Genomic DNA, 19,930 nt, shown 5'->3' with positions numbered 1-19,930 from the left:
ACCGTCGACATCCTCACGATCCAACGTCAGGTCATCGGCGAAATGCCGGTCACCGGTCGCGTCGGGCACGTACTTCACACAGACAACGATCCTCAAGCTCACGCCGGCTCTCCTACTGCATCGTCATTTCCGGGCTGCCTTGTTGCACGCAGCATAGGCGCCTGATGGGGCGATTTCCGGTCGGGGCGACCAACGCTCCGACCGTAATATTACTCGCCAGTACACCCAGATGGTGCCCATTGAGCAAGCGCTTTGCACTGTGATCTGAGCTACGCCGAGCACCCCGGCGCCATCAGCGGATCTCAGTCTCGCAGAGCCGTGAACCGGCCCTGGTGATAGACGAGCGGCCGGCCGCCGCCGGCCGGATCACCGACGACCGCCTGCGCGATCACGATCCGGTGGTCCCCCGCCGGAATCCGCGCCACGACCCGGCAGACCAGCCAGGCCAGCACGCCGTCCAGCAGCGGGACACCCTCCGGTCCGCTGCGCCAATCGGTGGACGGACCGAACCGGTCGGCGCCGCTGCGCGCGAAAGTGGCGGCCAGCTCCCGCTGGTGCTCGCCGAGTATGTGGACGCCGATGTGCTCGGCCTCCGCGACGACCGGCCAACTGGACGACGACGTGCCGACGCCGAAGGAGATGAGTGGCGGATCGGCGGCGACGGAGTTGAGGGAGGTGGCGGTGAAGCCGACCGGCCGGTCACCGGCCGCGGTGATCACGGCGACACCGGCGGCGTGCTGCCGGAACACGGAGCGCAGGAGGTCCGGGGAAGCCGTCCGGGAAGTCACGGTCTCGGGGGATGCCGTCATGGAGATGCCCTTCTGCGCGTCGGGGGTGCGGGGCCGTGGATGCTCAGGCATCCGAACAGCGCGTGCTCGCGTTGCGGGCGAGGTCGACGTGGACGCGGCCGTGCAGAAGGGGTTGTGGCGGCATAGCGTCAGACTGACGATGCCCGGCGGGTGCAGTCAAGCGCGTCCCACAAGGTGGGAGAAGCATCACGGTCCGTCATATCGCCTGTCCCAGGGCCGCGACGACGTCGGCGGTGCGTGGCTGTCCGACGGCCCGGCGGACGACCAGTCCGGAGGCGTCGAGGACCAGCACGGTCGGAGTCCGGCTGATGTCGAGTGCTCGCACGAGAGTGAGATGCGCCTCGGCGTCGATCTCCACATGGGCGACGCCCTCGACCATGCCCGCCACTTCCGTGAGGGTGCGACGGGTGGCCCGGCAGGGCTGACAGAACGCGCTGGAGAACTGGACGAGCGTGGCCCTCTCCCCCAGTTCCACGCCGAGTTGAGCGGCATCGAGCCGGTCCGCACACATCCGCACATCCACCTTCGGCCTCCTGTCAGAGCTCTACGCAAAGGCTCAGCGCCCGCAGCCGCCGGGACATTCCCTACCGTTCCACGTGACGAGAATCTCGCGCCCCGCGCCCGCCGAGACTGGCCACCACGACGCGCATGGGGCACGATCGGCCCAATGCCGAAAACCTACGGCTGCGTAACTTCCGCCGGGAGAACCCTCCCCAGGCGCTGAAGAAGGGTCTTCTCCAGATGGCAGAACTCGTCTATCGGCCGGTCATCGGCGCCGCTCGTACGTTTTTCAAGGCGCTCGACCTGAAGATCGACACCCAGGGTTCGGAGCACATCCCGAAGACCGGTGGCGCGGTTCTGGTGAGCAACCACATCAGTTATCTGGACTTCATCTTCACCGGGCTCGCGGCGCTGCCGCAGAAGCGGCTGGTGCGCTTCATGGCCAAGGAGTCGGTGTTCCGGCACAAGATCTCGGGCCCTCTGATGCGCGGCATGAAGCACATCCCCGTCGACCGCAAGCAGGGTGAGGACGCCTACGCGCACGCGCTGGCCTCGCTGCGTTCCGGCGAGATCGTCGGAGTGTTCCCCGAAGCGACCATCTCGGAGTCGTTCACGCTGAAGAGTTTCAAGTCCGGCGCGGCACGCCTGGCCCAGGAGGCGGGTGTGCCACTCATCCCGATGGCACTGTGGGGCACCCAGCGCCTGTGGACCAAGGGCCGTCCGCGCAACTTCCGGCGCAGCCACATCCCGGTGACGATCCGGGTCGGGGAGCCGGTGGAGGCCCCGGCCGACCAGTACGCGGGTGCGATCAGCCGACGGCTGCGGGAGCGCGTACAGGAGCTGCTCGAAGCGGCCCAGCGCGCCTATCCCGTACGCCCCAGGGACGCGAGCGACACCTGGTGGGTGCCCTCGCACCTCGGGGGTACGGCTCCGACGGCCGCGGAGGTCCGCGAGCGGGGCTGACCGTCCCGCGCGGGGCCGCGGCTGAAACGTCACTCCGGGGCGCGGACGGTGGTCCGCGCCCCGGACGGCGTCACAGGGCCGTCGGCAGCGTGCGCCAGAGCTCCCCGCGGTCCGCCGCCGTCCGCAGGGCCCCGAGAACCGCCGGATGCGGTGCGGCGTGGAGTGTCGGGTAGTCCACTTCGCCGAGTTCCGGCCGGACGGGCCAGGCCAGCCGCTCCTCGTCCAGGGAGAACCGCGCGTCCACGCCGGGCCGGTTGCCCCGGGGATCCTGCCGGTCCCAGCGGTCCCGGCCGGGAAGCCGCAGCGCTATCAGCCCGTGGAGCACCCCGGGGTCGCCGGCGTCGTCCGCCAGCCCCTGGTAGCAGAGTGCCGCGGGGATGCCTTCCGCGCGCAGCAGGGCGGCCAGGGCATGCGCCTTCGCGTGGCAGATGCCGTTGCGGGTCGCGAGGACGTCCGAGGCTCGCCAGGTGACGCGCATGTCACCGGAGTCGACGGAGTGCGGGACGGTGTCGCGCACGAAGCAGTAAGCCGCTTCGGCGTATGAGTATGCGTCCGTGGCCTGGGAACGCAGCCGTGCGGCCGTGTCGCGGACCAGCGGGTGCTCATGGTCGATCGCGTCGTCGGCGGCGAGGTACGCGGAAATCTCGGGGACCTGCTGGATCAGTTCCATATCCGCCGAGCGTAGGCATGCGGTCGACCCGGAGTCAATACTTTTCCGGTCGACCGCATACTCATACGATCTCTACTGTGCGGCCATCTCTTCCTTGAGGGCGAGGACGAACGCGTCGACATCGTCCTCCGTGGTGTCGAAGGCGCACATCCAGCGCACGTCGCCGGCCTTCTCGTCCCAGAAGTAGAACCGGAAGCGCTTCTGCAGCCGCTCGCTCACCTCGTGCGGCAGCCGCGCGAAGACCGCGTTGGCCTGGACGGGGTAGAGGATCTCCACCCCGCCCACCGCCCGGACGCCTTCGGCGAGCCGCTGCGCCATGCTGTTGGCGTGCCGGGCGTTGCGCAGCCACAGGTCGCCCGCGAGCAGCGCCTCCAGTTGCACCGAGACGAAGCGCATCTTGGAGGCGAGCTGCATCGACAGCTTGCGCAGGTGCTTCATCGCCCGGACCGCGTCCGGGTTCAGCACCACGACGGCCTCGCCGAAGATGGCCCCGTTCTTCGTCCCGCCGAAGGAGAGCACATCGACGCCGACGGTGTTGGTGAACGTGCGCATGGGGACGTCCAGGGAAGCCGCGGCGTTGGCTATGCGGGCCCCGTCGAGGTGGACCTTCATGCCGTGGCCGTGGGCGTGCTCGCAGATGGCCCTGATCTCGTCGGGTGTGTAGACCGTGCCCAGCTCGGTGTTCTGGGTGATCGAGACGACCTGCGGCATGGCGCGGTGCTCGTCGTCCCAGCCGTACGCCTGCCGGTCGATGAGCTCCGGCGTCAGCTTGCCGTCCTCGGTGGGCACGGTGAGCAGCTTGAGGCCGCCGACCCGTTCCGGTGCGCCGCCCTCGTCCACGTTGATGTGGGCGGACTCGGCGCAGATGACCGCTCCCCAGCGGTCGGTCATCGCCTGGAGCGAGACCACGTTGGCCCCGGTGCCGTTGAAGACCGGGAAGGCCTCGGCGGTCGGACCGAAGTGGCTGTGCATCACGCGCTGGAGATGACCGGTGTAGTCGTCCTCGCCGTAGGCGATCTGATGGCCGCCGTTGGCGAGGGCGAGGGCCGCGAGGATCTCCGGGTGCGTTCCCGCGTAGTTGTCACTGGCGAATCCGCGTACCTGCGGGTCGTGATGACGACGCGCGTCGGTCCTTACGGTTGCGGGGTCAGCCACAGGCGCTTTCCGTTCACTTCGGGGGCGGGCCGGTCCCAGACGCCGGTGATGGCATCGGCCAGCTCCTTGACGTCGGTGAAGCCCGCGAACTTCGCATTCGGGCGCTCGTCGCGCATCGCGTCGTGCACCAGTGCCTTCACGACCAGGATCGCAGCAGCGCTCCGCGGGCCCTCGTCGCCCCCCGCCTTGCGGAAGGCGTCCGCGAGCGCGAGGGTCCAGGCCTCCGCCGCCGCCTTGGACGCCGCGTAGGCGGCGTTGCCCGCGGTGGGGTTGCTCGCACCGGCCGCGCTGATCAGCAGGTAGCGGCCGCGGTCGCTGCGCTGCAGGCCGCCCTGGAAGGCCAGCGAGGTGCTCTGGACCGTGCGGATCAGCAGTTTCTCCAGCAGCGTCCAGTCGGCGAGATCGGTGTCGGCGAACGTCTTGCTGCCGCGCCAGCCGCCCACGAGGTGCACGAGCCCGTCGATCCGGCCGAACTCCTTCTCGGTCTTGTCGGCCCACTCACGGGCGGCGCCGAGATCGAGCAGGTCCACGGTGTCGCCGGTGACGGTGGCGCCGCCGTGGGCGTAGCGTGCCGCGTCCACCGCCTCGGCGAGCCGGGTGGCGTTGGCGTCCGAGGCGACGACGGTCGCGCCTGCCTCGGCGAGCCGCAGCAGGGTAGCCCGGCCGGCCGGGCCGGCCGCCCCCGCGACCGCGACGACAGCGCCTTCGAGCGCACCGCTCCCGCTGCCCTTGCCGTTTCCGTTCATGGCCACCGCCTCCTCATGACGTGCGCTCACGCGGCCGCCTGCCCGGCGTCCGCGGCGGTGATCCCCTTGGTGGAGGCGATCACGTTCTTCAGTTTCTTGGAGAGCGCCTCATAGAACATGCTCAGGGGAAACTCGTCCGGAAGCACGTCGTCGACGAGTTTGCGGGGCGGCAGCGAGAGGTCCAGCGCGTCCGGACCCTTGGCCCAGCGGGATCCGGGGTGCGGCGCGAGATACGTGGCGACCAGGTCGTACGCGGCGAACCAGTGGACGAGCTTGGGGCGGTCGATGCCGTCCCGGTACAGCTTCTCGATCTCGGCGCAGAGCTGGTTGGTGACCTCGGGCGCCCGCTCCCAGTCGATCTTCAGGGTGTTGTCCGTCCAGCGCACGACATCGTGCTTGTGGAGGTACGCGAAGAGCAGCTGGCCGCCGAGTCCGTCGTAGTTGCGGACGCGTTCGCCGGTGACGGGAAAGCGGAACATCCGGTCGAACAGCACGGCGTACTGCACGTCGCGGCCGTGGACGTTGCCTTCGGACTCCAGCTTCACGGCCTCCTTGAAGGCGGTGAGGTCGCAGCGAAGCTCTTCGAGCCCGTACATCCAGAACGGCTGGCGCTGCTTGATCATGAACGGGTCGAACGGCAGGTCGCCGTGGCTGTGGGTGCGGTCGTGGACCATGTCCCAGAGCACGAAAGCCTGCTCACAGCGCCGCTGGTCGCCGACCATCTCACGGATGTCCTCGGGCAGCTCGACGCCCAGGAGCTCGACCGAGGCCTCGGTGACGCGGCGGAAACGGGCGGCCTCGCGGTCGCAGAAGATGCCGCCCCAGCTGAAGCGCTCGGGGGCCTCGCGCACGGCGATGGTCTCCGGGAACAGCACGGCGGAGTTGGTGTCGTACCCCGAGGTGAAGTCCTCGAAGGTGATGCCGCAGAAGAGCGGGTTGTCGTAGCGGGTCGCCTCGAGGTCGGCGAGCCACTCGGGCCACACCATCCGGAGCACGACGGCTTCGAGATTGCGGTCCGGATTGCCGTTCTGCGTGTACATCGCGAAGACGACGAGGTGCTGGAGCCCGTCGACGCGGTCCCTGGCGGGCTGGAACGCCAGCAGCGAGTCGAGGAAGTCGGGGATGCCGAATCCGCCGTCGGCCCAGCGGCGCAGGTCCATGACGAGGGCGCGGTGGTACGCGGCGTCGTGCGGGAGCAGCGGCGAGAGGTCCTCGACCGCGGTGGCCACCCGGTCCAGGGCCGCCCCGGCGTCCGCCGGGGCGGGCGCGCCCTCGGCGTCGAAGTCGATGGAGCCGTCCTTCGACTGCCAGGGGCGGATCTCCTCCACGGCATTCTTGAGCGCGGGCCAGGCCGGGTGCTCGACCACCCGCTGGGCGGAAGCTATGTCGCCGGCGGCGACGTCGTGCACAAGAATTTCCGTCATAACACTTCCTCCACGGGACAACGTCGCGTCAAGCAACCGTATCCGTGTGCGGTTCCTTGAGACAAGTGGGGGCCAGAAAATTATCCTGCGCACACCCATGGTCACCGCGATTTTTCCTGCCATCCATCGATTGGGCGACTTCTTCGGGGGACGAACGCGGACGGACGGCAGAGCGCCGGGCCAGAGCGGGGCCCCTGCGCCGCTCGATCGGCGTCATGCCGCGGCGCGGCGTGGGTAGGCACACAGGGAGTACCTCCGACGGAAGCGAGAGTCCCTTGTCTTTTCTCACCATCGGTCATCGCGGAGCGATGGGCGTCGAGCCGGAGAACACGCTGCGCTCGTTCGTCCACGCCGAGCAGGCCGGGATGGACCTGATCGAGCTGGACCTGCATCTGAGCAAGGACGGCGCTCTCGTTGTCATGCACGACGCCACGGTGGACCGGACGACCGACGGCAAGGGCCCGATCGCCGAGAAGACCCTGGCGGAACTACGGGAACTCGACGCCGGCCGGGGGGAGCGGATTCCGGTCTTCGAGGAGGTCCTCGACGCCGTACGGTCGCCCCTGCAGGCGGAGATCAAGGACGTGGCCGCCGCCCGCACGCTGGCCGAGGTGATGCGGCGACGCGCTCTCACCGACCGCGTCGAGGTGATCTCGTTCCACGACGAGGCGATCGCCGAGATCGCGCAGCTGGTGCCCGGGGTGCGGACGGCCCTCGTGGGGGACCACTGGGGCGCCGACGTGGTGGACCGCGCGAAGGCGGTGGGCGCCACCCGGCTGGTGCTCAACGTCCGGCGCATCACGCTGGAACTGGTCGAGAGGGCCCACGCCGAGGGCCTGACGGTGGTCGGCTGGGTCGTCAACACCCAGGACGACCTGCGGCTGGCCCGCGGACTGGGGCTCGACGGCGCGACCACCGACTTCCCGGAGATCCGCCGCGCGGGCCGTTTCACCGCGTAGCCACCGCGAGGGTCGTCTCGCGGCCGGCCGCCGCGGGGATCGCCGTCAGCCCTCGGGCAGGTTCTTGAGGAGGTCCTTGACCAGCAGCTCGAAGGCGAGGTCGTCGCGCTGCGGGATGCCGAAGCGCTCGTCGCCGTACGGGAACGGGGTCAGCTTTCCCGTACGGCGATAGCCGCGGCGCTCGTACCAGGCGATCAGTTCCTCACGCACCGAGATCACGGTCATGTGCATCTCGCGCGCGCCCCAGCCCTCCCGTACGCTGCGCTCGGCCTCGGCGATGATCACCTTGCCGAGCCCCGCGCCCTGGAGCGACGGGCGGACCGCGAACATTCCGAAGTAGGCGGCCTCACCCCGGTGTTCGAGCTGGCAGCAGGCGACGGGCTCACCGTCGCGTTCCACGACGAGCAGCCGGCTCGCGGGGTCCTCCACCACGTCGCGCACTCCCTGCGGATCGGTGCGCTGCCCCTGCAGGATGTCCGCCTCGGTGGTCCACCCCGCGCGGCTGGAGTCGCCGCGGTACGCGGACTGGATCAGCTCCACGAGCGCGGGGACGTCCGCGTCGGTCGCGTCGCGGAAGGTCAGCTGTCCCGGGTTGCGGGTCGGGGCGGTGTCCATGGTGAGGCTCTCCGTTTCGCTGCTGTGGTTGTGCGGCAGCAGCGTAACTCCCGGGCGGACATCCGGTTCAGGATCGCGCTCCGTGCGCTGATCAGCCCGGATCCCGGTGAGCCCGCACCGCGGTGTCGGCGTTTCACCTCCGTCGCGCGCTCCCCCTTTGCCCCAGTGCGCCGCGTACGGACGCCGGGCCGCGGGCATCGTCTGGACGACGGCGATGTCGTTCGCCCAGGGGGAGGTTCCGCTGTGCACGGACCTGCGATGCCCGGCTGGCTGCTGATGGCATTGTGCGCGATGACCGGCGCGTACTGCCTGCTGCGGGCCCGCGGCAGGACCGGTGAGGAGCGCAGGGCCGCACGCGCTGAGGCGCTGATGGGCTTCGGCATGGCCGCGATGGCGGTGCCGGCGGCTGTCGTCGCACCGCCCGCGTGGGGATGGGTGCTGTACACCGTGCTCTTCGGCGTCGCCGCGTTGCGCGCCCTCTGGTTCTCCCGTGGCAGCGGTCACCATCTGCACCACCTGGTCGGCTCGTCGGCGATGGTCTACATGTCCGTAGTGATGGCGCGGCCCGGCGCAGGGGGACACGGCTCTCACGCGTCCCACGCCATGGCCGCGGCAGGGGGCGTCCCGCTGCTGACCGGGCTGCTCCTCGCCTACTACGCCGCGTACGTGCTGCGCTCCGGTGCCCGGCTGGTACCGGTGAGCGCGGCGACGGCCGGGGGCGGGGCGGTGACGGCCGGGGGCGGGGCGGTGACGGCCGGGGGCGGGGCGGTGACGGCCGGGGGCGGGGCGGTGACGGCCGGCGGGCCCCCGGCAGGCGGCTGGGGGGCACGGCCGGAACTGGCGCTGGCCTGCCGGCTGACCATGGGGATAGCCATGTTCGCGATGCTGCTCACCCTGTGAGACAGGGGCTCCGGCAAACCGTGGCGTACGTCACTTGCCGAGCGCAGCCATACCCGTGCGTGCCGTGCCGCTCATAGGCTGGCGTCATGTTGGTCTCACTCGCGCTGCTGCTGCTCGGTGCACTGGCCGCCGTCGTGACCCCGCGGCTCATGGCGCGGGCCGAGTGGCCGGAGCGCGAGCCCGTGGTGGCGCTGTGGGTGTGGCAGTGCGTGGTGGCCGGGGTGCTGCTGTCGTTCGGGCTGTCCATGACGTTCAGCGCGGCCGCGGCATGGCAGGCGGTGCGCGGGCACGTGTTCGCGCCCGCTCCGCACGCGGTAGTCGAGGCGTACGCGCTCGCCGCCTATGGACCGTGGTCGGCCGTGATGGCCGTGGTGCTGGCCCTCGGTGGGGTGTGGACGGCCGCGATGCTGACCCGCGAGATCCGCCGCGTGCGCCTGGAGCGCGGGCAGCGGCGGGCCGAACTCCTGGTGCGTTCACCACTGCTGCCGGGCGAGGAGCCGGGAAGCGGCCGGCTGGTGGTCCTGGAGGGGGAGCGCCCCGACGCCTGGTGGCTCCCCGGTGCGGCGCCCCGGCTCGTCATCACCACGGCCGCGCTGGGGCGGCTGAAGGGCCGTCAGCTGGACGCGGTGCTCGCGCATGAGCAGGGTCACGCCAACGCGCGGCACGACTGGCTGCTCAACTGCTCGGCGGCCCTGGCGTCCGGGTTCCCCCAGGTCCCGGTGTTCGCGGCGTTCCGCGAGGAGATGCACCGGCTCGTCGAGCTGGCCGCCGACGACACGGCGTCCCGGCGCTTCGGTCGGCTGACGATCGCGCTGGCACTCGTCGAACTCAACGAGGACCGCGGGGTGTTCGGCCCCTGCCCGACGGCGGACGCGCAGATGCCACTGCGGGTGAACCGGCTGCTGGCACCCGCGGGCCGGCTCACCGCGGGCCGCCGGCTGCGGCTGACCGCTGCGGCCACACTCCTGCCGGCGATTCCGCTTCTGGTGGCGTTCGTTCCGGCGCTGAGCGCGCTGGGGTAACCGGGTGGCCGGGGTGACTGGGGTACACCGCCTCGGCTCCCTCGAAGCCCCCGCCCGCCCCCGCCCGGACCGCGGCATCCGTCCAGGGTTCCGCCGCGCCGGGATGGCCGTACGCCCCGCCCGTCGACGAGGATTGGCTCATGCACTCCCCGCCCCTCTCCCCCACGCTCCGCACTCGCACTTCCTCACCGCCGCTGTGGGCGGGAGTCGTCTGCGGGGCCCTCGCCCTGGTGCTGCTGGCCCTGGTCGCCGTGCGGTGGTCCCCGCTGATGGGCCTGGACCGTGACATCGCCGAAGCACTGCACCGGCGGGCGGTGACGGAGCCCGGCCTCGTCCACGTGAACCGCGTACTGACGGACTGGCTGTGGGACCCCTGGACGATGCGCGCGCTGATCGCCGTCGCCGTGATCCTCGTGTGGCGGCGCGGCGCGCGGCTTCTCGCCGTCTGGGTGGCGGTGACGACTCTGGTCTCCAGCCTTCTTCAGCAGGGCGTCAAGGCCGCCGTCGGCCGCGAGCGCCCCCGGTGGCCCGACCCGGTGGACTCGGCCCACTACGCGGCGTTCCCGTCAGGTCACGCGATGACGGCCATGGTGAGCTGCGGCCTGCTGCTGTGGCTGCTTCGACGGTCCGGCGCCCACCGGCGAGTACGGCGAGCGGCCCTGGCCGCCGCGGCGGTCTCGGTGCTCGGCGTCGGTCTCACCCGGCTCTATCTGGGCGTGCACTGGCCGTCCGACGTAGTGGGCGGGTGGCTGCTCGGCGCGGCCCTGACCGTTTTCGCCACGGTGGGGTACGACCGGTTCGCTTCCCGGCACCGGACGGACGGGGGCTGAACAGGCCTCCTTGCCCGCCCGCGCACCCTCGGCGAGCATCGGGCCATGCCGATCAAGGGTGTGCTCTTCGACTTCTCCGGGACGCTGTTCCGGATCGAATCCGTCCGCTCCTGGCTCGCCGCGACCCTCGCGGAGCGTGGGGTGAGCGTGGACGATACCGATTTCGAGCGGTACGTACAGGAACTGGAGGCCTCCGGCGCGCTGCCGGGCGGCCCGCCTCCGCAGCGGGTGCCCGGCGATCTGGCGTCGGCCTGGGCGTCCCGCGACGAGAGCGCGGGGGCCCACCGCGAGGCGTACACGGGCCTGGCTCGCCAGGTGCGGCTGCCGCATCCAGGACTTCACGACGCCCTGTACGGCCGGCATCGGACCCCGGCGGCCTGGCACCCGTATCCGGACGCCGCGGAGGTGCTCGCCTCGCTGCGCGGCCGGGACGTCGCGATCGGCGTGGTCAGCAACATCGGCTGGGACGTGCGACCGGTCTTCCGGGCGCACGGGCTGGACACCTGGGTGCAGGAGTACGTGCTGTCGTTCGAGCACGGCGTCCGGAAGCCGGACGCACGTCTCTTCCACACCGCCTGCACACTTCTGGGACAGCGTCCGACCGATGTGGTGATGGTCGGCGACGACCGGTACGCGGACGCGGGGGCGGCCGCACTGGGCTGTGAGGTGCGGTTCGTGCGGCATCTGCCCGTGCGTGAGCGGCCGGACGGACTGCGGGAGCTCGGACTGGCCGCCGAGGTTGCCTGAGAGACATGTGAGAGATGTCCCTGACGCGCCATGGGTCGGATTGTCACATCAGGGCCTTAGCCTGGTAGGTATGCCCCCGACTCCGTGCCCGTCCGGTTCCGTGCGTTCCGCCGCAGTGGTGAATGAAGACATTCGCGACCTGTGGGAGCGCTCGGGCGGATGCCTGTCTCCGGAGGACGAGGAGGAGTACCAGCGACTGCTGGTCGAGTGGGCCGCGGCCACCGGCGCCGGCGCCAGGTCCGCCGCCTGAACCGCCTGCGACGCGACGGCCTGCACCGCCCGTTCCGGCCTGCCTGATCTGCCGCCGGGCCCGGTTTCCGGTTCGCTGTGCGGCAGGCGTCGGCAGGTCGCACCCTGGAGTCATGGCTTCTCCCCCGATCGTGATCTTCCGGCCGTCCCCCTCCGGCGGGCGGCGCGTCACCGTGCAGCGCGAGGGGCGGGTCCAGATTCTCGGGCTCGCACACTCGGATCACGATGTGATCGTGTTCCTGGAGGGTGCGGGGCTCGACGACCCCGAGCGGATCCTGGACAGCCCCGCGTGGGTCGAGTGGCGGGGTGGTCGGGCGCACCGGTACGAGGCCGCCTGAGACGCCTGATTCCGGCGATCCCCTGCGTCGCCGGAACCAGCCGGTCACCCCGGCCGAAGCGGGCCGGGGACCGCGTGACGGACCGCGTACCTCAGCGGGCCCGTGCGGGGGTCCAGCATGTCCCGGCGCGGCGGATCGGTCAATGAACGGACAGGCCGCGTCAATGAACGGACAGGCCGCCACGGACGCCGGTCCCGCCCGGGAGACCCGGACGGGACCGGCATGTTGGCGAGCTCAGTGGGCTCTTCGCGAACTCAGTGGGCTCCGTGCGGGTTCAGCGGTTCAGCGGTCGAAGTAGTCCGGCTGCGTCTGGACGTTGAGTTCGTCCGTCCGCACCCGCTTCGCCGGGTCCGTCCGCCGGTCGTCGATCTTCAGGACGTCGAAGCCCTTGGCGATGTCGTTGGAGTAGATGTAGCCGTTGTAGTAGTACGCCGACCAGGGGCCGGCCGTGGTGACGGCGTCGGTGGTGACGGGACCGCGCTCGAAGAAGCCGATCTCCTTCGGGTGCGAGGAGTCGGTGAAGTCCCACACCGAGACGCCGCCCTGGTACCAGGCCTGGACCATCAGGTCGCGGCCCTTGACCGGGATGATCGAACCGTTGTGGGCGACGCAGACCTCGGTCTCGGCCTGCGGGCGGTCGATCTTGAAGTAGCTACGGAAGACGAGCTTGCGGTTCTCGCCCCGGCCGACGACGTCGTAGATGCCGTCGGCACCGCGCTTCGGACCGATCTCCTCGTTGCAGGTGGCCGCGCCACCGCCACCGAGCTCGTCGGTGAAGACCACCTTGTCCGCCCGCTGGTTGAACGTGGCGGAGTGCCAGAACGCGAAGTTCACGTTGTCCTGCACCCGGTCGATGATCTTCGGGTTCTCCGGGTCCTTGATGGAGAACAGCAGACCGTCACCCATGCAGGCCCCGGCGGCCAGGTCCTTGGACGGCAGCACGGTGATGTCGTGGCAGCCCGTGGTCTTGGAGACGCCCGGGTTCGTCGGACCGCCCGGGTTTCCGCCGTCCGGGAAGAGGACCGGGAAGTTCACGATGCGGGCCTCTTCGGGCGCCTTGCGCGGCACCTTGATGACGGAGATCCCGTCGTGCGGCGGCTGGCAGTCGGGGAACGCGGTGTTCGGCGAGTACGAGGAGACGTACACGTAGACGTTCTTGCGCTCCGGCACCAGCGTGTGGGTGTGCGATCCGCACGCGGTCTCGACGGCGGCGACGTACTTCGGGTTGCGCTTGTCGCTGATGTCGAAGACCTTCATGCCCTCCCACGAGGACTTCTCCGTGGCGGGCTGGGTGGTGCTGCTGCACGAGTCGTCGCTGCGCGAGGAGTCCGTGGAGAGGAAGAGCAGGTTCCCGGAGACGGAGATGTCGTTCTGCGAGCCGGGACACAGGACCTGGGCGACCGTGCGAGGCACCTTCGGATTGCTGATGTCGAAGATCCGGAAGCCGTCGTAGTTTCCGGCGAAGGCGTACTTCCCCTGGAAGGCCAGGTCCGTGTTCAGCCCCTGGAGCGCGTCCTTGGGGACATTGGCGAGGTGCGTGATGTTGCGGCTGTGGACGATCTCGTCCACGCCGGGTATCTCACCGCTCTTGATCGCGGCGGTCGCCTCCGCCTCCTGGCTCGCGGAGAGATCGGTTCGGCTCGCGGTCGCGTCACCGGGATCGGGTGTCGCGGCCGCGGGCCCGGCCATCAGCAGAGTGGCGAAGAGCCCGGCGGCGGCTGCCGCCACGCCCAGACGTCTGCGCCGCACCGGGGTGGTGTGCAACGAGGTCACTGCGTCCTCCCATAAATCCGTAGGTAGTTGGCCGGTTCACGGACTCCGGCAGTATCGTCCTTGCCATGGGCATCTCAACAGATGGCAACAGAGACGTAATGAAAGTTTTTGATCGAAGCTGTGCGTTGACGTGCTAGGACAGAGCGCAACCAGTCCTGTGTCAACGGAGGTCGGTTTGTTGATTCGTCGTCAGGCCCTGCGATTCCGTGGTCTCGCCCTCGGCGTGGCCGTCGCGGCTGCCGTGCTCACCTCTGCCGGCTGCGACGCGGGCAGCGGTGACAGCGGCTCGAAGTCCCGGACGCAAGCGGCCGGTTCGGTGGTGGCACCCGGAAAGCCCGGCGAACCCGCACGGACGCTCTCCCCCTCGGAGGCCGTCAAGGAGGCCGGGGTGGACACCCCCAACTCGGCGGACGTCCGGTACGTACAGCAGATGATCCAGCACCACGCACAGGCACTGGAGTTGACCGGGCTGGTCCCCGCCCACTCCCGTTCGGCCGCGGTCAGGAGACTCGCCGAACGCATCACCGCCGCCCAGCAGCCCGAGATCGGCGCGATGGAGGGCTGGCTCACCCGGCACGGCCGGTCCGGGCAGACCGGCGAGCACAACCACGGCGCCATGCCCGGCATGGCCACGGCCGGCCAGTTGAAGGAGCTCGGATCCGCGAAGGGGACGGCCTTCGACCGGTTGTTCCTGAAGTTGATGATCACGCACCACCAGGGTGCGATCACCATGGCGACCGAGGTCCTGTCGGAGGGGAACAACGTGCAGGTCGAGGAGATGGCGGGTGACGTCGTCGCCCAGCAGACGACCGAGATCGACCGGATGCGAAGCCTGTCGTCCTGAGGGAGGCTCCTGCGGGACGCGCGTCCAAGAGCATGGGGCGCGCCTCTCCCCCGCCGGGCCCGCCGGTGCGATGCTGGAGGCACCCCTGCGGGAAGAGGTCCGCCGTGCTTCGTGTCGCCGTCGTCGGCTCCGGCCCCAGCGGGGTCTACACCGCCCAGGCCCTCGTGGCCCAGACCCTGGTGCCGGATGTGCGCGTGCACGTCCTGGACCGGCTGCCGTGCCCGTACGGACTGGTGCGGTACGGCGTCGCACCCGACCACGAGAAGATCAAATCGCTGCAGCAGAGCCTGCGGGCCGTCCTGGAGCACGAGCGCGTCACCTTCGTCGGCAATGTCGCCGTCGGCGGGGACGGAGTGCCGCCCGGGCGGCTGGGCGAGCTCTACGACGCGGTCGTCTACTGCGTGGGCGCGGCCACGGACCGTCCCCTGGGCATCCCCGGCGAGGACCTGCCCGGCAGTCACTCGGCGACCGAGTTCGTCTCCTGGTACAGCGCCCACCCGGACGCGGCCGCCGGCCTCTTCGCTCTGCGGGCCCGTTCGGCCGTCGTGATCGGGGTCGGCAACGTGGCGGTCGACGTGGCGCGGATCCTCGCCCGGGGCGCCGATGAGCTGCGGCCCACCGATGTGCCGCAGCCCGCGCTCGGCGTGCTCGCGGGCAGCCGGGTGCGCGAGGTGCACATGGCCGGCCGGCGGGGCCCCTCCCAGGCACGGTTCACCACCAAGGAACTGCGCGAGCTGGGCTCGCTCCCCGGGGCCCGGATGGTCGTGGATCCGGCGGAGCTCGCCCTGGACCCGGCGTACGGCGATGCCGCGCCGGGCTCGCCTCCCCTGCCGGCACTGGTGCGGCGGAACCTCGATGTCCTGCGCGGTTGGGCCACGGAGGTGCCCCGTGCGGGCGACGGCCGCTCCCGGACCATCGGGCTGCGGTTCTTCCTGCGCCCGGTCGAGCTGCTGGAGCGGGACGGCCGGGTGGCGGGTGTCCGGTTCGCCCGTACGGCCCCGGACGGAAACGGCGGGGTGCGTGACACCGGTACGTACGAGGAGATCGGGGCCGAACTCGTGCTGCGGGCGGTCGGCTACCGGGGGATGCCGCTGCCCGGACTTCCGTTCGACGCGGTGCACGGCACGGTGCCCCACCGGGCCGGACGGGTACTGCGGGGCGGGGTGCCGTCACCCGGGGAGTACGTCGCGGGGTGGATCAAACGCGGTCCGACGGGGGTCATCGGGTCGAACCGCTCGTGCGCGAAGGAGACCGTCGCGTCGCTGATCGAGGATGCGCCCCTGCTGGCCGGGCGGCCGTCCTCCCCGGACCCGCTGGCGGTACTCCGGTCCTGGGGACTGCGGCCGGTGGAGTGGGACGGCTGGCTGTCGATCGAACGGGCGGAGGCGGCACTGGGGCGTTCGCTCGGCCGGGGGCCGGTCAAGATCCCCGACTGGCCGGGGCTGATGGGGGCGGCACGCGGTGGCGGCCCGGCGTGACGGACGGTCGCGCGGGGCCGCGGCGGCTCGCGGCGACCACCGGCGGCCCCGGGCAGCCCTGGGCCGCGGGCGGTCAGCCCTCGTCGAGGCGGCCGGCCTGGAGGTCCGCCGCTTCGAGCACGCGGTCGAGCAGTCCGGGGAAGAGCGCCTCCAGGTCCTCGCGCCGGAGCCCGTTCATCTTGGCCGTTCCCCGGTAGATCTGCTGGACGATGCCGCTCTCACGCAGCACCCGGAAGTGGTGCGTACTGGTGGACTTGGTCACCGGAAGGTCGAACCGCGAACAGGTGAGCTCGGCGTCGGCGGCGGCCAGTTCGCGTACCACGCACAGTCGCACCGGGTCCGAGAGCGCGTGCAGGACCGACTCGAGCCTGATCTCCTCACGCGCCGGGTGGGCCAGCGTACGGGCTCCGGCTGCCGTGTCTGTGGCGCTGGCAGGGGTCACTGTCGCTCCGCATCGTCGCATCGTCCGGGGCTCCCCGGGCTCCCCATGATACGAGACCTGTCGTAGTTAGACCCCTACGCTTTAGGACGGAATCCGTCCTGAACAGTGACTACCGTGGCGTCGCAGCCGGGCACGAGGCGCGGCAGCCGCAGGAGGCGCAGGTCGATGACGGACACCCTGGACACCCCGGAGAACGCACTTTCCTTCGCGCGGGTCTCCCAGCTCGAAGCATGGCTGGAGGAGCACCACGCCGACCGGGCCGGGCTCTGGTTGAAGATCGCCAAGCGCGGCTCCGGCGTGGAGTCGGTGAGCGCCGCCGAAGTCATCGACTCCGTGCTCTGCTTCGGCTGGATCGACGGACAGCGCAGGTCCTTCGACGCGATGTACTACCTCCAGCGGATCACGCCCCGCCGGCGCCGGAGCGCGTGGTCGCTGATCAATGTGGAGAAGGTGGCGGCGCTGACCGAAGCCGGCCGGATGCGCGCCGCAGGGCTCGCCGAGGTGGAGGCGGCACGGTCGGACGGGCGGTGGGACGCGGCGTACCCGTCGCAGAGCAGGGCCACCGCCCCGGCCGACCTCGTCGCGGCCCTGGAAGCGGATGAGCCGGCCAAGACGTTCTACGAGCGACTCAGCAGGTCGGACCGCTACCTGGTGCTCCTGCGTCTCATGACGGCCACGACCCCCGAAGTCAGGGCGGCCCGCCTCCAGAAGGCGGTGGCCTCGCTGGCGGCGGGCCGCAAGGTCCGCTGACGGGAGGTCAGCCGCTCAGCAGCTGCGGCTCCTTGGCGAGCGCGGCGAGCCGGCCGGCCGGATCGGCGACCAGCCTGCGCGTCGTCAGGTCGAGGACGCCGGCCACACCGGTGATCTCCGCCGCCACCGTGCCGTCCTCCTTGAGAATCTGCTGGGCGACCGTGAACGTCTTGCCCTGCCCGTACTCGAACCGGCAGGACACCCGCACTCGTTCCCCGCCCCGCAGCTCCTTGCGGAACTTGACCGTGACCTCCAGCGCGACGGGGCCCACCCCGTCGGCCAGCAGCTTCTCCTGGGGAAGTCCGGCGGCCCGCAGCAGCTCCCAGCGCGCGTGCTCGGCGTACTGGAGGTAGACGGCCTGGTTGAGATGTCCCTGCGTATCGAGCTCGTAGCCCCGGACGGTCACGTCCACGAAGAAGGTCATGGACGTCGGAACAGCCCGGCCCATTCCCGCATTCCCGCACCGGCCGCCCCTGGTGGCGCGTCCTTCAGCCCGTTGCCGGGGTGAGGTGCGGAAACCTCAGTTCGGTGCGGCTGGTGAAGACGTCGTGCGGGCGCAGGACGGTGCCGGGGTGGTCGGGGCGGTTGGGCGAGTCGGGCAGGTGCTGGGTCTCCAGGCAGACGGCGCTGTGGCGTTCGTGGCGCCCGCCGTCGGGTGCGGCCAGCGTGCCGTCCAGCTGGTTGGCGGTGTAGACCTGGATGCCCGGTTCGGTGGTCCACACCTCCATGACCCGCTCTGCTCCCGGAGCGGTGAGCCGGGCGGCCCGGCTCAGGCCGCCCGGTGTGCCGGAACCGTTGAGGATCCAGCAGTGGTCGAAGCCGCCGGCGAGGCGCAGTTGCTCGTCCGGGAGCGCGATGCGCTCTGCGATGCGCTGCGGGGCGGTGAGGTCGAACGGCGTGGCGAGCACCGCCGCGGCGGGCCCTTCCGGGATGCCCTCGTCGTCGACGGGGAGGTAGTGGTCCGCGTCCACCTGGAGCGTGTGGCCGCGGATGTCGCCCTGTCCGGTGAGGTCGAAGTAGGCGTGATTGGTGAGGTTGACGACGGTGGGGCGGTCCGTGGTGGCGGTGTAGTCGAGGGCGAGGGTGCCCTCCGTGTCGAGGCTGTACGTCACGGCGACGTCCAGCGCGCCGGGGAAGCCCATGTCGCCGTCGGGGCTGTGCAGGGTGAGCCGCAGCGTGGCGGCCGTGTCGGTGGCCTCGCCCGCCGCCTGCCAGACGCGGGTGTGGAAGCCGTCGGGGCCGCCGTGCAGGGCGTGGCCCCGGTCGGTGGCGGGGACGCGGTACGACACCCCGTCGAGGTCGAAGCGGCCGTGCGCGATGCGGTTGGCGAAGCGGCCGATGAGGGCGCCGAAGAACGGGTTCTTGCCCGTGTAGTCGTCGAGGGAGACCAGCGGCCGCACGACCGACGCGGGCGCTCCGACGGTGTCCGGCACGGTGAGACGGTGCAGGATGCCGCCGTAGGTGAGGATCTCGGCCCGGACTCCGGTACCGGAGTCGAGCGTCCAGACGTCGACGTCCGTGTGCCCGTGGGCGCCGAACGGTTTGCGGTTCACGGTGGGGCGAGGCATCAGAGATCCTTGGGACGAGCGGACGGCCCGGCGGGGCGAGGACGGCGGGCCTGGACACAATCGCCGGACTCCCCCGCCGATGTGGGGGTCCGGTGCCGGGCCTACGGTCCGGCGGGCGGCCGGGGGACGGTGGATTCGCGGACGATGAGGCGGTAGCCGGGCCGGGGCCGCCGGGGTTCGGACACCGGGTCGCCGGAAAGGCGTTCGACGAGGCTGTCGACGGCGAGCCGGGCGATGGCCTCCTTGTCGGGGGCCACCGTGGTGAGGGTGGTGGCCCCGTAGAGGCTCTCCTCGATGTTGTCGAAGCCGACGACGGCGACGTCCTCGGGGATGCGCAGCCCGCGTGCGGAGAGGGTGCGCATGGCCCCGATGGCGATGAGGTCGTTGTACGCGAACACCGCGTCGGGCCGCTCCCCGCGGTCCAGGAGGGCGGCCATGCCCGCGGCCCCGTCCTCGCGGCCGTAGCCGTCGGTGACGACGACGAGCGACTCGTCGGCCTCGATGCCCGCGGCGGCGAGCTCCTCGCGCCAGCCGCGCAGCCGCAGGTGGGCCGGCTGACGTTCGCGTCCGGTGCGCGAGCCGAGGAAGGCGATCTTGCGGTGGCCGTGGTCGATGAGGTGGCGCACGGCCTCGCGGGACGCCGCCACGTTGTCGATGGCGATGTGGTCGTACGGGGCCTCGTACTCGCGCTCGCCGAGCAGCACCAGCGGCGCGGTCTCGGTGCGTGCCATCAGGTCCTCGGTCTCCAGATGGATCGGGCTGAGGATGAGGCCGTCGATCACATGGGACCGGAATCCCTGGCTGACCAGGAGCTCCTTCTCCCGCAGCCCGCCGGTGTGGTCGACGAGCACGGTGTAGTCGTGCCGGGCGGCCGCGTCGACGACCTCTCCGGCCAGCTCCGCGAAGTACGGGTTGCCGAACTCGGGGACGGCGAGGGCGATGATGCCGGTGCGGCCCTTGCGCAGGTGGCGTGCGGTGAGGTTCGGCCGGTAGCCGAGCTCGTCGATGGCCTGCTGCACCTTGGCCCGCATCTTCGGTGTGACGTGCTGATAGTTGTTCACCACGTTCGACACGGTCTTGATGGACACGCCCGCCCGTTGCGCAACGTCCTTGAGGCTGACGCCCACGGCACTCCCTGGATCGACTG

23 protein-coding genes and 1 pseudogene are annotated in these 19,930 nt (G+C 70.9%); 11 read left to right on the top strand and 13 right to left on the bottom strand.

The window, feature by feature from the left end; translation table 11 throughout:
• The 3 genes and pseudogenes from ACFYPA_RS35525 to ACFYPA_RS35515 form a co-directional block, all read right to left on the bottom strand.
• A pseudogene (locus tag ACFYPA_RS35525) lies at positions 1 to 102 on the bottom strand (electron transfer flavoprotein subunit beta); the annotation flags it as partial.
• Between the two features lie 200 nt (positions 103 to 302).
• Positions 303 to 809, bottom strand: coding sequence for a flavin reductase family protein (locus ACFYPA_RS35520; RefSeq protein ID WP_359320221.1), 507 nt, complete (start codon positions 807 to 809; stop codon positions 303 to 305).
• Between the two features lie 196 nt (positions 810 to 1,005).
• The gene (locus tag ACFYPA_RS35515; protein ID WP_359086308.1) at positions 1,006 to 1,320 is read right to left on the bottom strand and encodes a thioredoxin family protein; all 315 of its coding nucleotides are present in this window, start codon (positions 1,318 to 1,320) and stop codon (positions 1,006 to 1,008) included.
• Between the two features lie 230 nt (positions 1,321 to 1,550).
• On the opposite strand from ACFYPA_RS35515, the gene ACFYPA_RS35510 reads away from it, so the two are divergent.
• Complete coding sequence (locus ACFYPA_RS35510; RefSeq protein WP_359086215.1) at positions 1,551 to 2,273, top strand: lysophospholipid acyltransferase family protein; 723 nt, start codon at positions 1,551 to 1,553, stop codon at positions 2,271 to 2,273.
• Positions 2,274 to 2,343: 70 nt separating this feature from the next.
• Here ACFYPA_RS35510 and ACFYPA_RS35505 read toward each other — a convergent pair whose 3' ends face one another.
• From ACFYPA_RS35505 to ACFYPA_RS35490, 4 genes are all read right to left on the bottom strand, one after another.
• The gene (locus ACFYPA_RS35505; RefSeq protein WP_359086217.1) at positions 2,344 to 2,943 is read right to left on the bottom strand and encodes a transglutaminase domain-containing protein; all 600 of its coding nucleotides are present in this window, start codon (positions 2,941 to 2,943) and stop codon (positions 2,344 to 2,346) included.
• Positions 2,944 to 3,015: 72 nt separating this feature from the next.
• A complete protein-coding gene (locus tag ACFYPA_RS35500) occupies positions 3,016 to 4,098 on the bottom strand; it encodes a low specificity L-threonine aldolase (RefSeq protein ID WP_359086218.1) in 1,083 nt (360 codons plus the stop codon).
• Complete coding sequence (locus tag ACFYPA_RS35495) at positions 4,077 to 4,844, bottom strand: SDR family NAD(P)-dependent oxidoreductase (RefSeq protein ID WP_359086309.1); 768 nt, start codon at positions 4,842 to 4,844, stop codon at positions 4,077 to 4,079. The genes ACFYPA_RS35500 and ACFYPA_RS35495 overlap by 22 nt, the downstream gene beginning before the upstream one ends.
• Positions 4,845 to 4,870: 26 nt before the next feature.
• Positions 4,871 to 6,268, bottom strand: a complete 1,398-nt coding sequence (locus ACFYPA_RS35490; protein WP_359086220.1) for a DUF6421 family protein — start codon at positions 6,266 to 6,268, stop codon at positions 4,871 to 4,873.
• A gap of 275 nt (positions 6,269 to 6,543) precedes the next feature.
• On the opposite strand from ACFYPA_RS35490, the gene ACFYPA_RS35485 reads away from it, so the two are divergent.
• On the top strand, positions 6,544 to 7,227 hold the full coding sequence (locus ACFYPA_RS35485; RefSeq protein WP_359086222.1) for a glycerophosphodiester phosphodiesterase family protein: 684 nt from the start codon (positions 6,544 to 6,546) through the stop codon (positions 7,225 to 7,227).
• A 45-nt stretch (positions 7,228 to 7,272) separates the two neighbouring features.
• Here ACFYPA_RS35485 and ACFYPA_RS35480 read toward each other — a convergent pair whose 3' ends face one another.
• On the bottom strand, positions 7,273 to 7,842 hold the full coding sequence (locus ACFYPA_RS35480; RefSeq protein WP_359086224.1) for a GNAT family N-acetyltransferase: 570 nt from the start codon (positions 7,840 to 7,842) through the stop codon (positions 7,273 to 7,275).
• A 243-nt stretch (positions 7,843 to 8,085) separates the two neighbouring features.
• Here ACFYPA_RS35480 and ACFYPA_RS35475 point away from each other — a divergent pair, with 243 nt between their 5' ends.
• The 6 genes from ACFYPA_RS35475 to ACFYPA_RS35450 all read left to right on the top strand — a co-directional run bounded on the left by ACFYPA_RS35475 (position 8,086) and on the right by ACFYPA_RS35450 (position 11,928).
• Entirely contained in the window at positions 8,086 to 8,742 is a 657-nt protein-coding gene (locus ACFYPA_RS35475; RefSeq protein WP_389136716.1) for a DUF5134 domain-containing protein, read from the top strand.
• Positions 8,743 to 8,828: 86 nt separating this feature from the next.
• The gene (locus ACFYPA_RS35470; protein ID WP_359086228.1) at positions 8,829 to 9,764 is read left to right on the top strand and encodes a M56 family metallopeptidase; all 936 of its coding nucleotides are present in this window, start codon (positions 8,829 to 8,831) and stop codon (positions 9,762 to 9,764) included.
• Positions 9,765 to 9,904: 140 nt separating this feature from the next.
• A complete protein-coding gene (locus tag ACFYPA_RS35465) occupies positions 9,905 to 10,594 on the top strand; it encodes a phosphatase PAP2 family protein (protein WP_359086230.1) in 690 nt (229 codons plus the stop codon).
• A 45-nt stretch (positions 10,595 to 10,639) separates the two neighbouring features.
• Entirely contained in the window at positions 10,640 to 11,341 is a 702-nt protein-coding gene (locus ACFYPA_RS35460; protein ID WP_389136713.1) for an HAD family hydrolase, read from the top strand.
• Positions 11,342 to 11,411: 70 nt separating this feature from the next.
• The gene (locus ACFYPA_RS35455) at positions 11,412 to 11,591 is read left to right on the top strand and encodes a hypothetical protein (RefSeq protein ID WP_359320212.1); all 180 of its coding nucleotides are present in this window, start codon (positions 11,412 to 11,414) and stop codon (positions 11,589 to 11,591) included.
• 112 nt (positions 11,592 to 11,703) lie between these two features.
• Positions 11,704 to 11,928: a hypothetical protein gene (locus ACFYPA_RS35450; protein WP_359086235.1), complete on the top strand. Its 225-nt coding sequence runs from the start codon at positions 11,704 to 11,706 to the stop codon at positions 11,926 to 11,928.
• Positions 11,929 to 12,210: 282 nt separating this feature from the next.
• On the opposite strand, the gene ACFYPA_RS35445 is transcribed toward ACFYPA_RS35450, so the two are convergent.
• On the bottom strand, positions 12,211 to 13,701 hold the full coding sequence (locus ACFYPA_RS35445) for an LVIVD repeat-containing protein (RefSeq protein ID WP_389136709.1): 1,491 nt from the start codon (positions 13,699 to 13,701) through the stop codon (positions 12,211 to 12,213).
• Positions 13,702 to 13,876: 175 nt separating this feature from the next.
• Between ACFYPA_RS35445 and ACFYPA_RS35440 the strand changes: the two genes are divergently transcribed.
• On the top strand, positions 13,877 to 14,545 hold the full coding sequence (locus ACFYPA_RS35440; RefSeq protein ID WP_359320206.1) for a DUF305 domain-containing protein: 669 nt from the start codon (positions 13,877 to 13,879) through the stop codon (positions 14,543 to 14,545).
• A 104-nt stretch (positions 14,546 to 14,649) separates the two neighbouring features.
• Positions 14,650 to 16,023, top strand: a complete 1,374-nt coding sequence (locus ACFYPA_RS35435) for an FAD-dependent oxidoreductase (protein WP_359086241.1) — start codon at positions 14,650 to 14,652, stop codon at positions 16,021 to 16,023.
• Positions 16,024 to 16,096: 73 nt separating this feature from the next.
• Here the strand turns inward: ACFYPA_RS35435 and ACFYPA_RS35430 are convergent, their stop codons facing one another.
• Entirely contained in the window at positions 16,097 to 16,486 is a 390-nt protein-coding gene (locus ACFYPA_RS35430; protein ID WP_359320200.1) for a helix-turn-helix transcriptional regulator, read from the bottom strand.
• A 144-nt stretch (positions 16,487 to 16,630) separates the two neighbouring features.
• Here ACFYPA_RS35430 and ACFYPA_RS35425 point away from each other — a divergent pair, with 144 nt between their 5' ends.
• The gene (locus ACFYPA_RS35425) at positions 16,631 to 17,215 is read left to right on the top strand and encodes a YdeI/OmpD-associated family protein (RefSeq protein WP_359086245.1); all 585 of its coding nucleotides are present in this window, start codon (positions 16,631 to 16,633) and stop codon (positions 17,213 to 17,215) included.
• A 7-nt stretch (positions 17,216 to 17,222) separates the two neighbouring features.
• On the opposite strand, the gene ACFYPA_RS35420 is transcribed toward ACFYPA_RS35425, so the two are convergent.
• From ACFYPA_RS35420 to ACFYPA_RS35410, 3 genes are all read right to left on the bottom strand, one after another.
• Complete coding sequence (locus ACFYPA_RS35420; RefSeq protein ID WP_359086246.1) at positions 17,223 to 17,639, bottom strand: thioesterase family protein; 417 nt, start codon at positions 17,637 to 17,639, stop codon at positions 17,223 to 17,225.
• Between the two features lie 64 nt (positions 17,640 to 17,703).
• On the bottom strand, positions 17,704 to 18,783 hold the full coding sequence (locus ACFYPA_RS35415) for an aldose epimerase family protein (RefSeq protein ID WP_359320194.1): 1,080 nt from the start codon (positions 18,781 to 18,783) through the stop codon (positions 17,704 to 17,706).
• Positions 18,784 to 18,884: 101 nt separating this feature from the next.
• Positions 18,885 to 19,910: a LacI family DNA-binding transcriptional regulator gene (locus ACFYPA_RS35410; RefSeq protein WP_359086249.1), complete on the bottom strand. Its 1,026-nt coding sequence runs from the start codon at positions 19,908 to 19,910 to the stop codon at positions 18,885 to 18,887.
• Positions 19,911 to 19,930: the final 20 nt, after the last annotated feature.

Origin of the sequence: Streptomyces sp. NPDC005775, assembly GCF_042871565.1 — a bacterium.
GTDB lineage: Bacteria > Actinomycetota > Actinomycetes > Streptomycetales > Streptomycetaceae > Streptomyces.
Note: the sequence above shows the minus strand (reverse complement) of the source record. Positions and strands in the feature narration are given on the sequence as shown.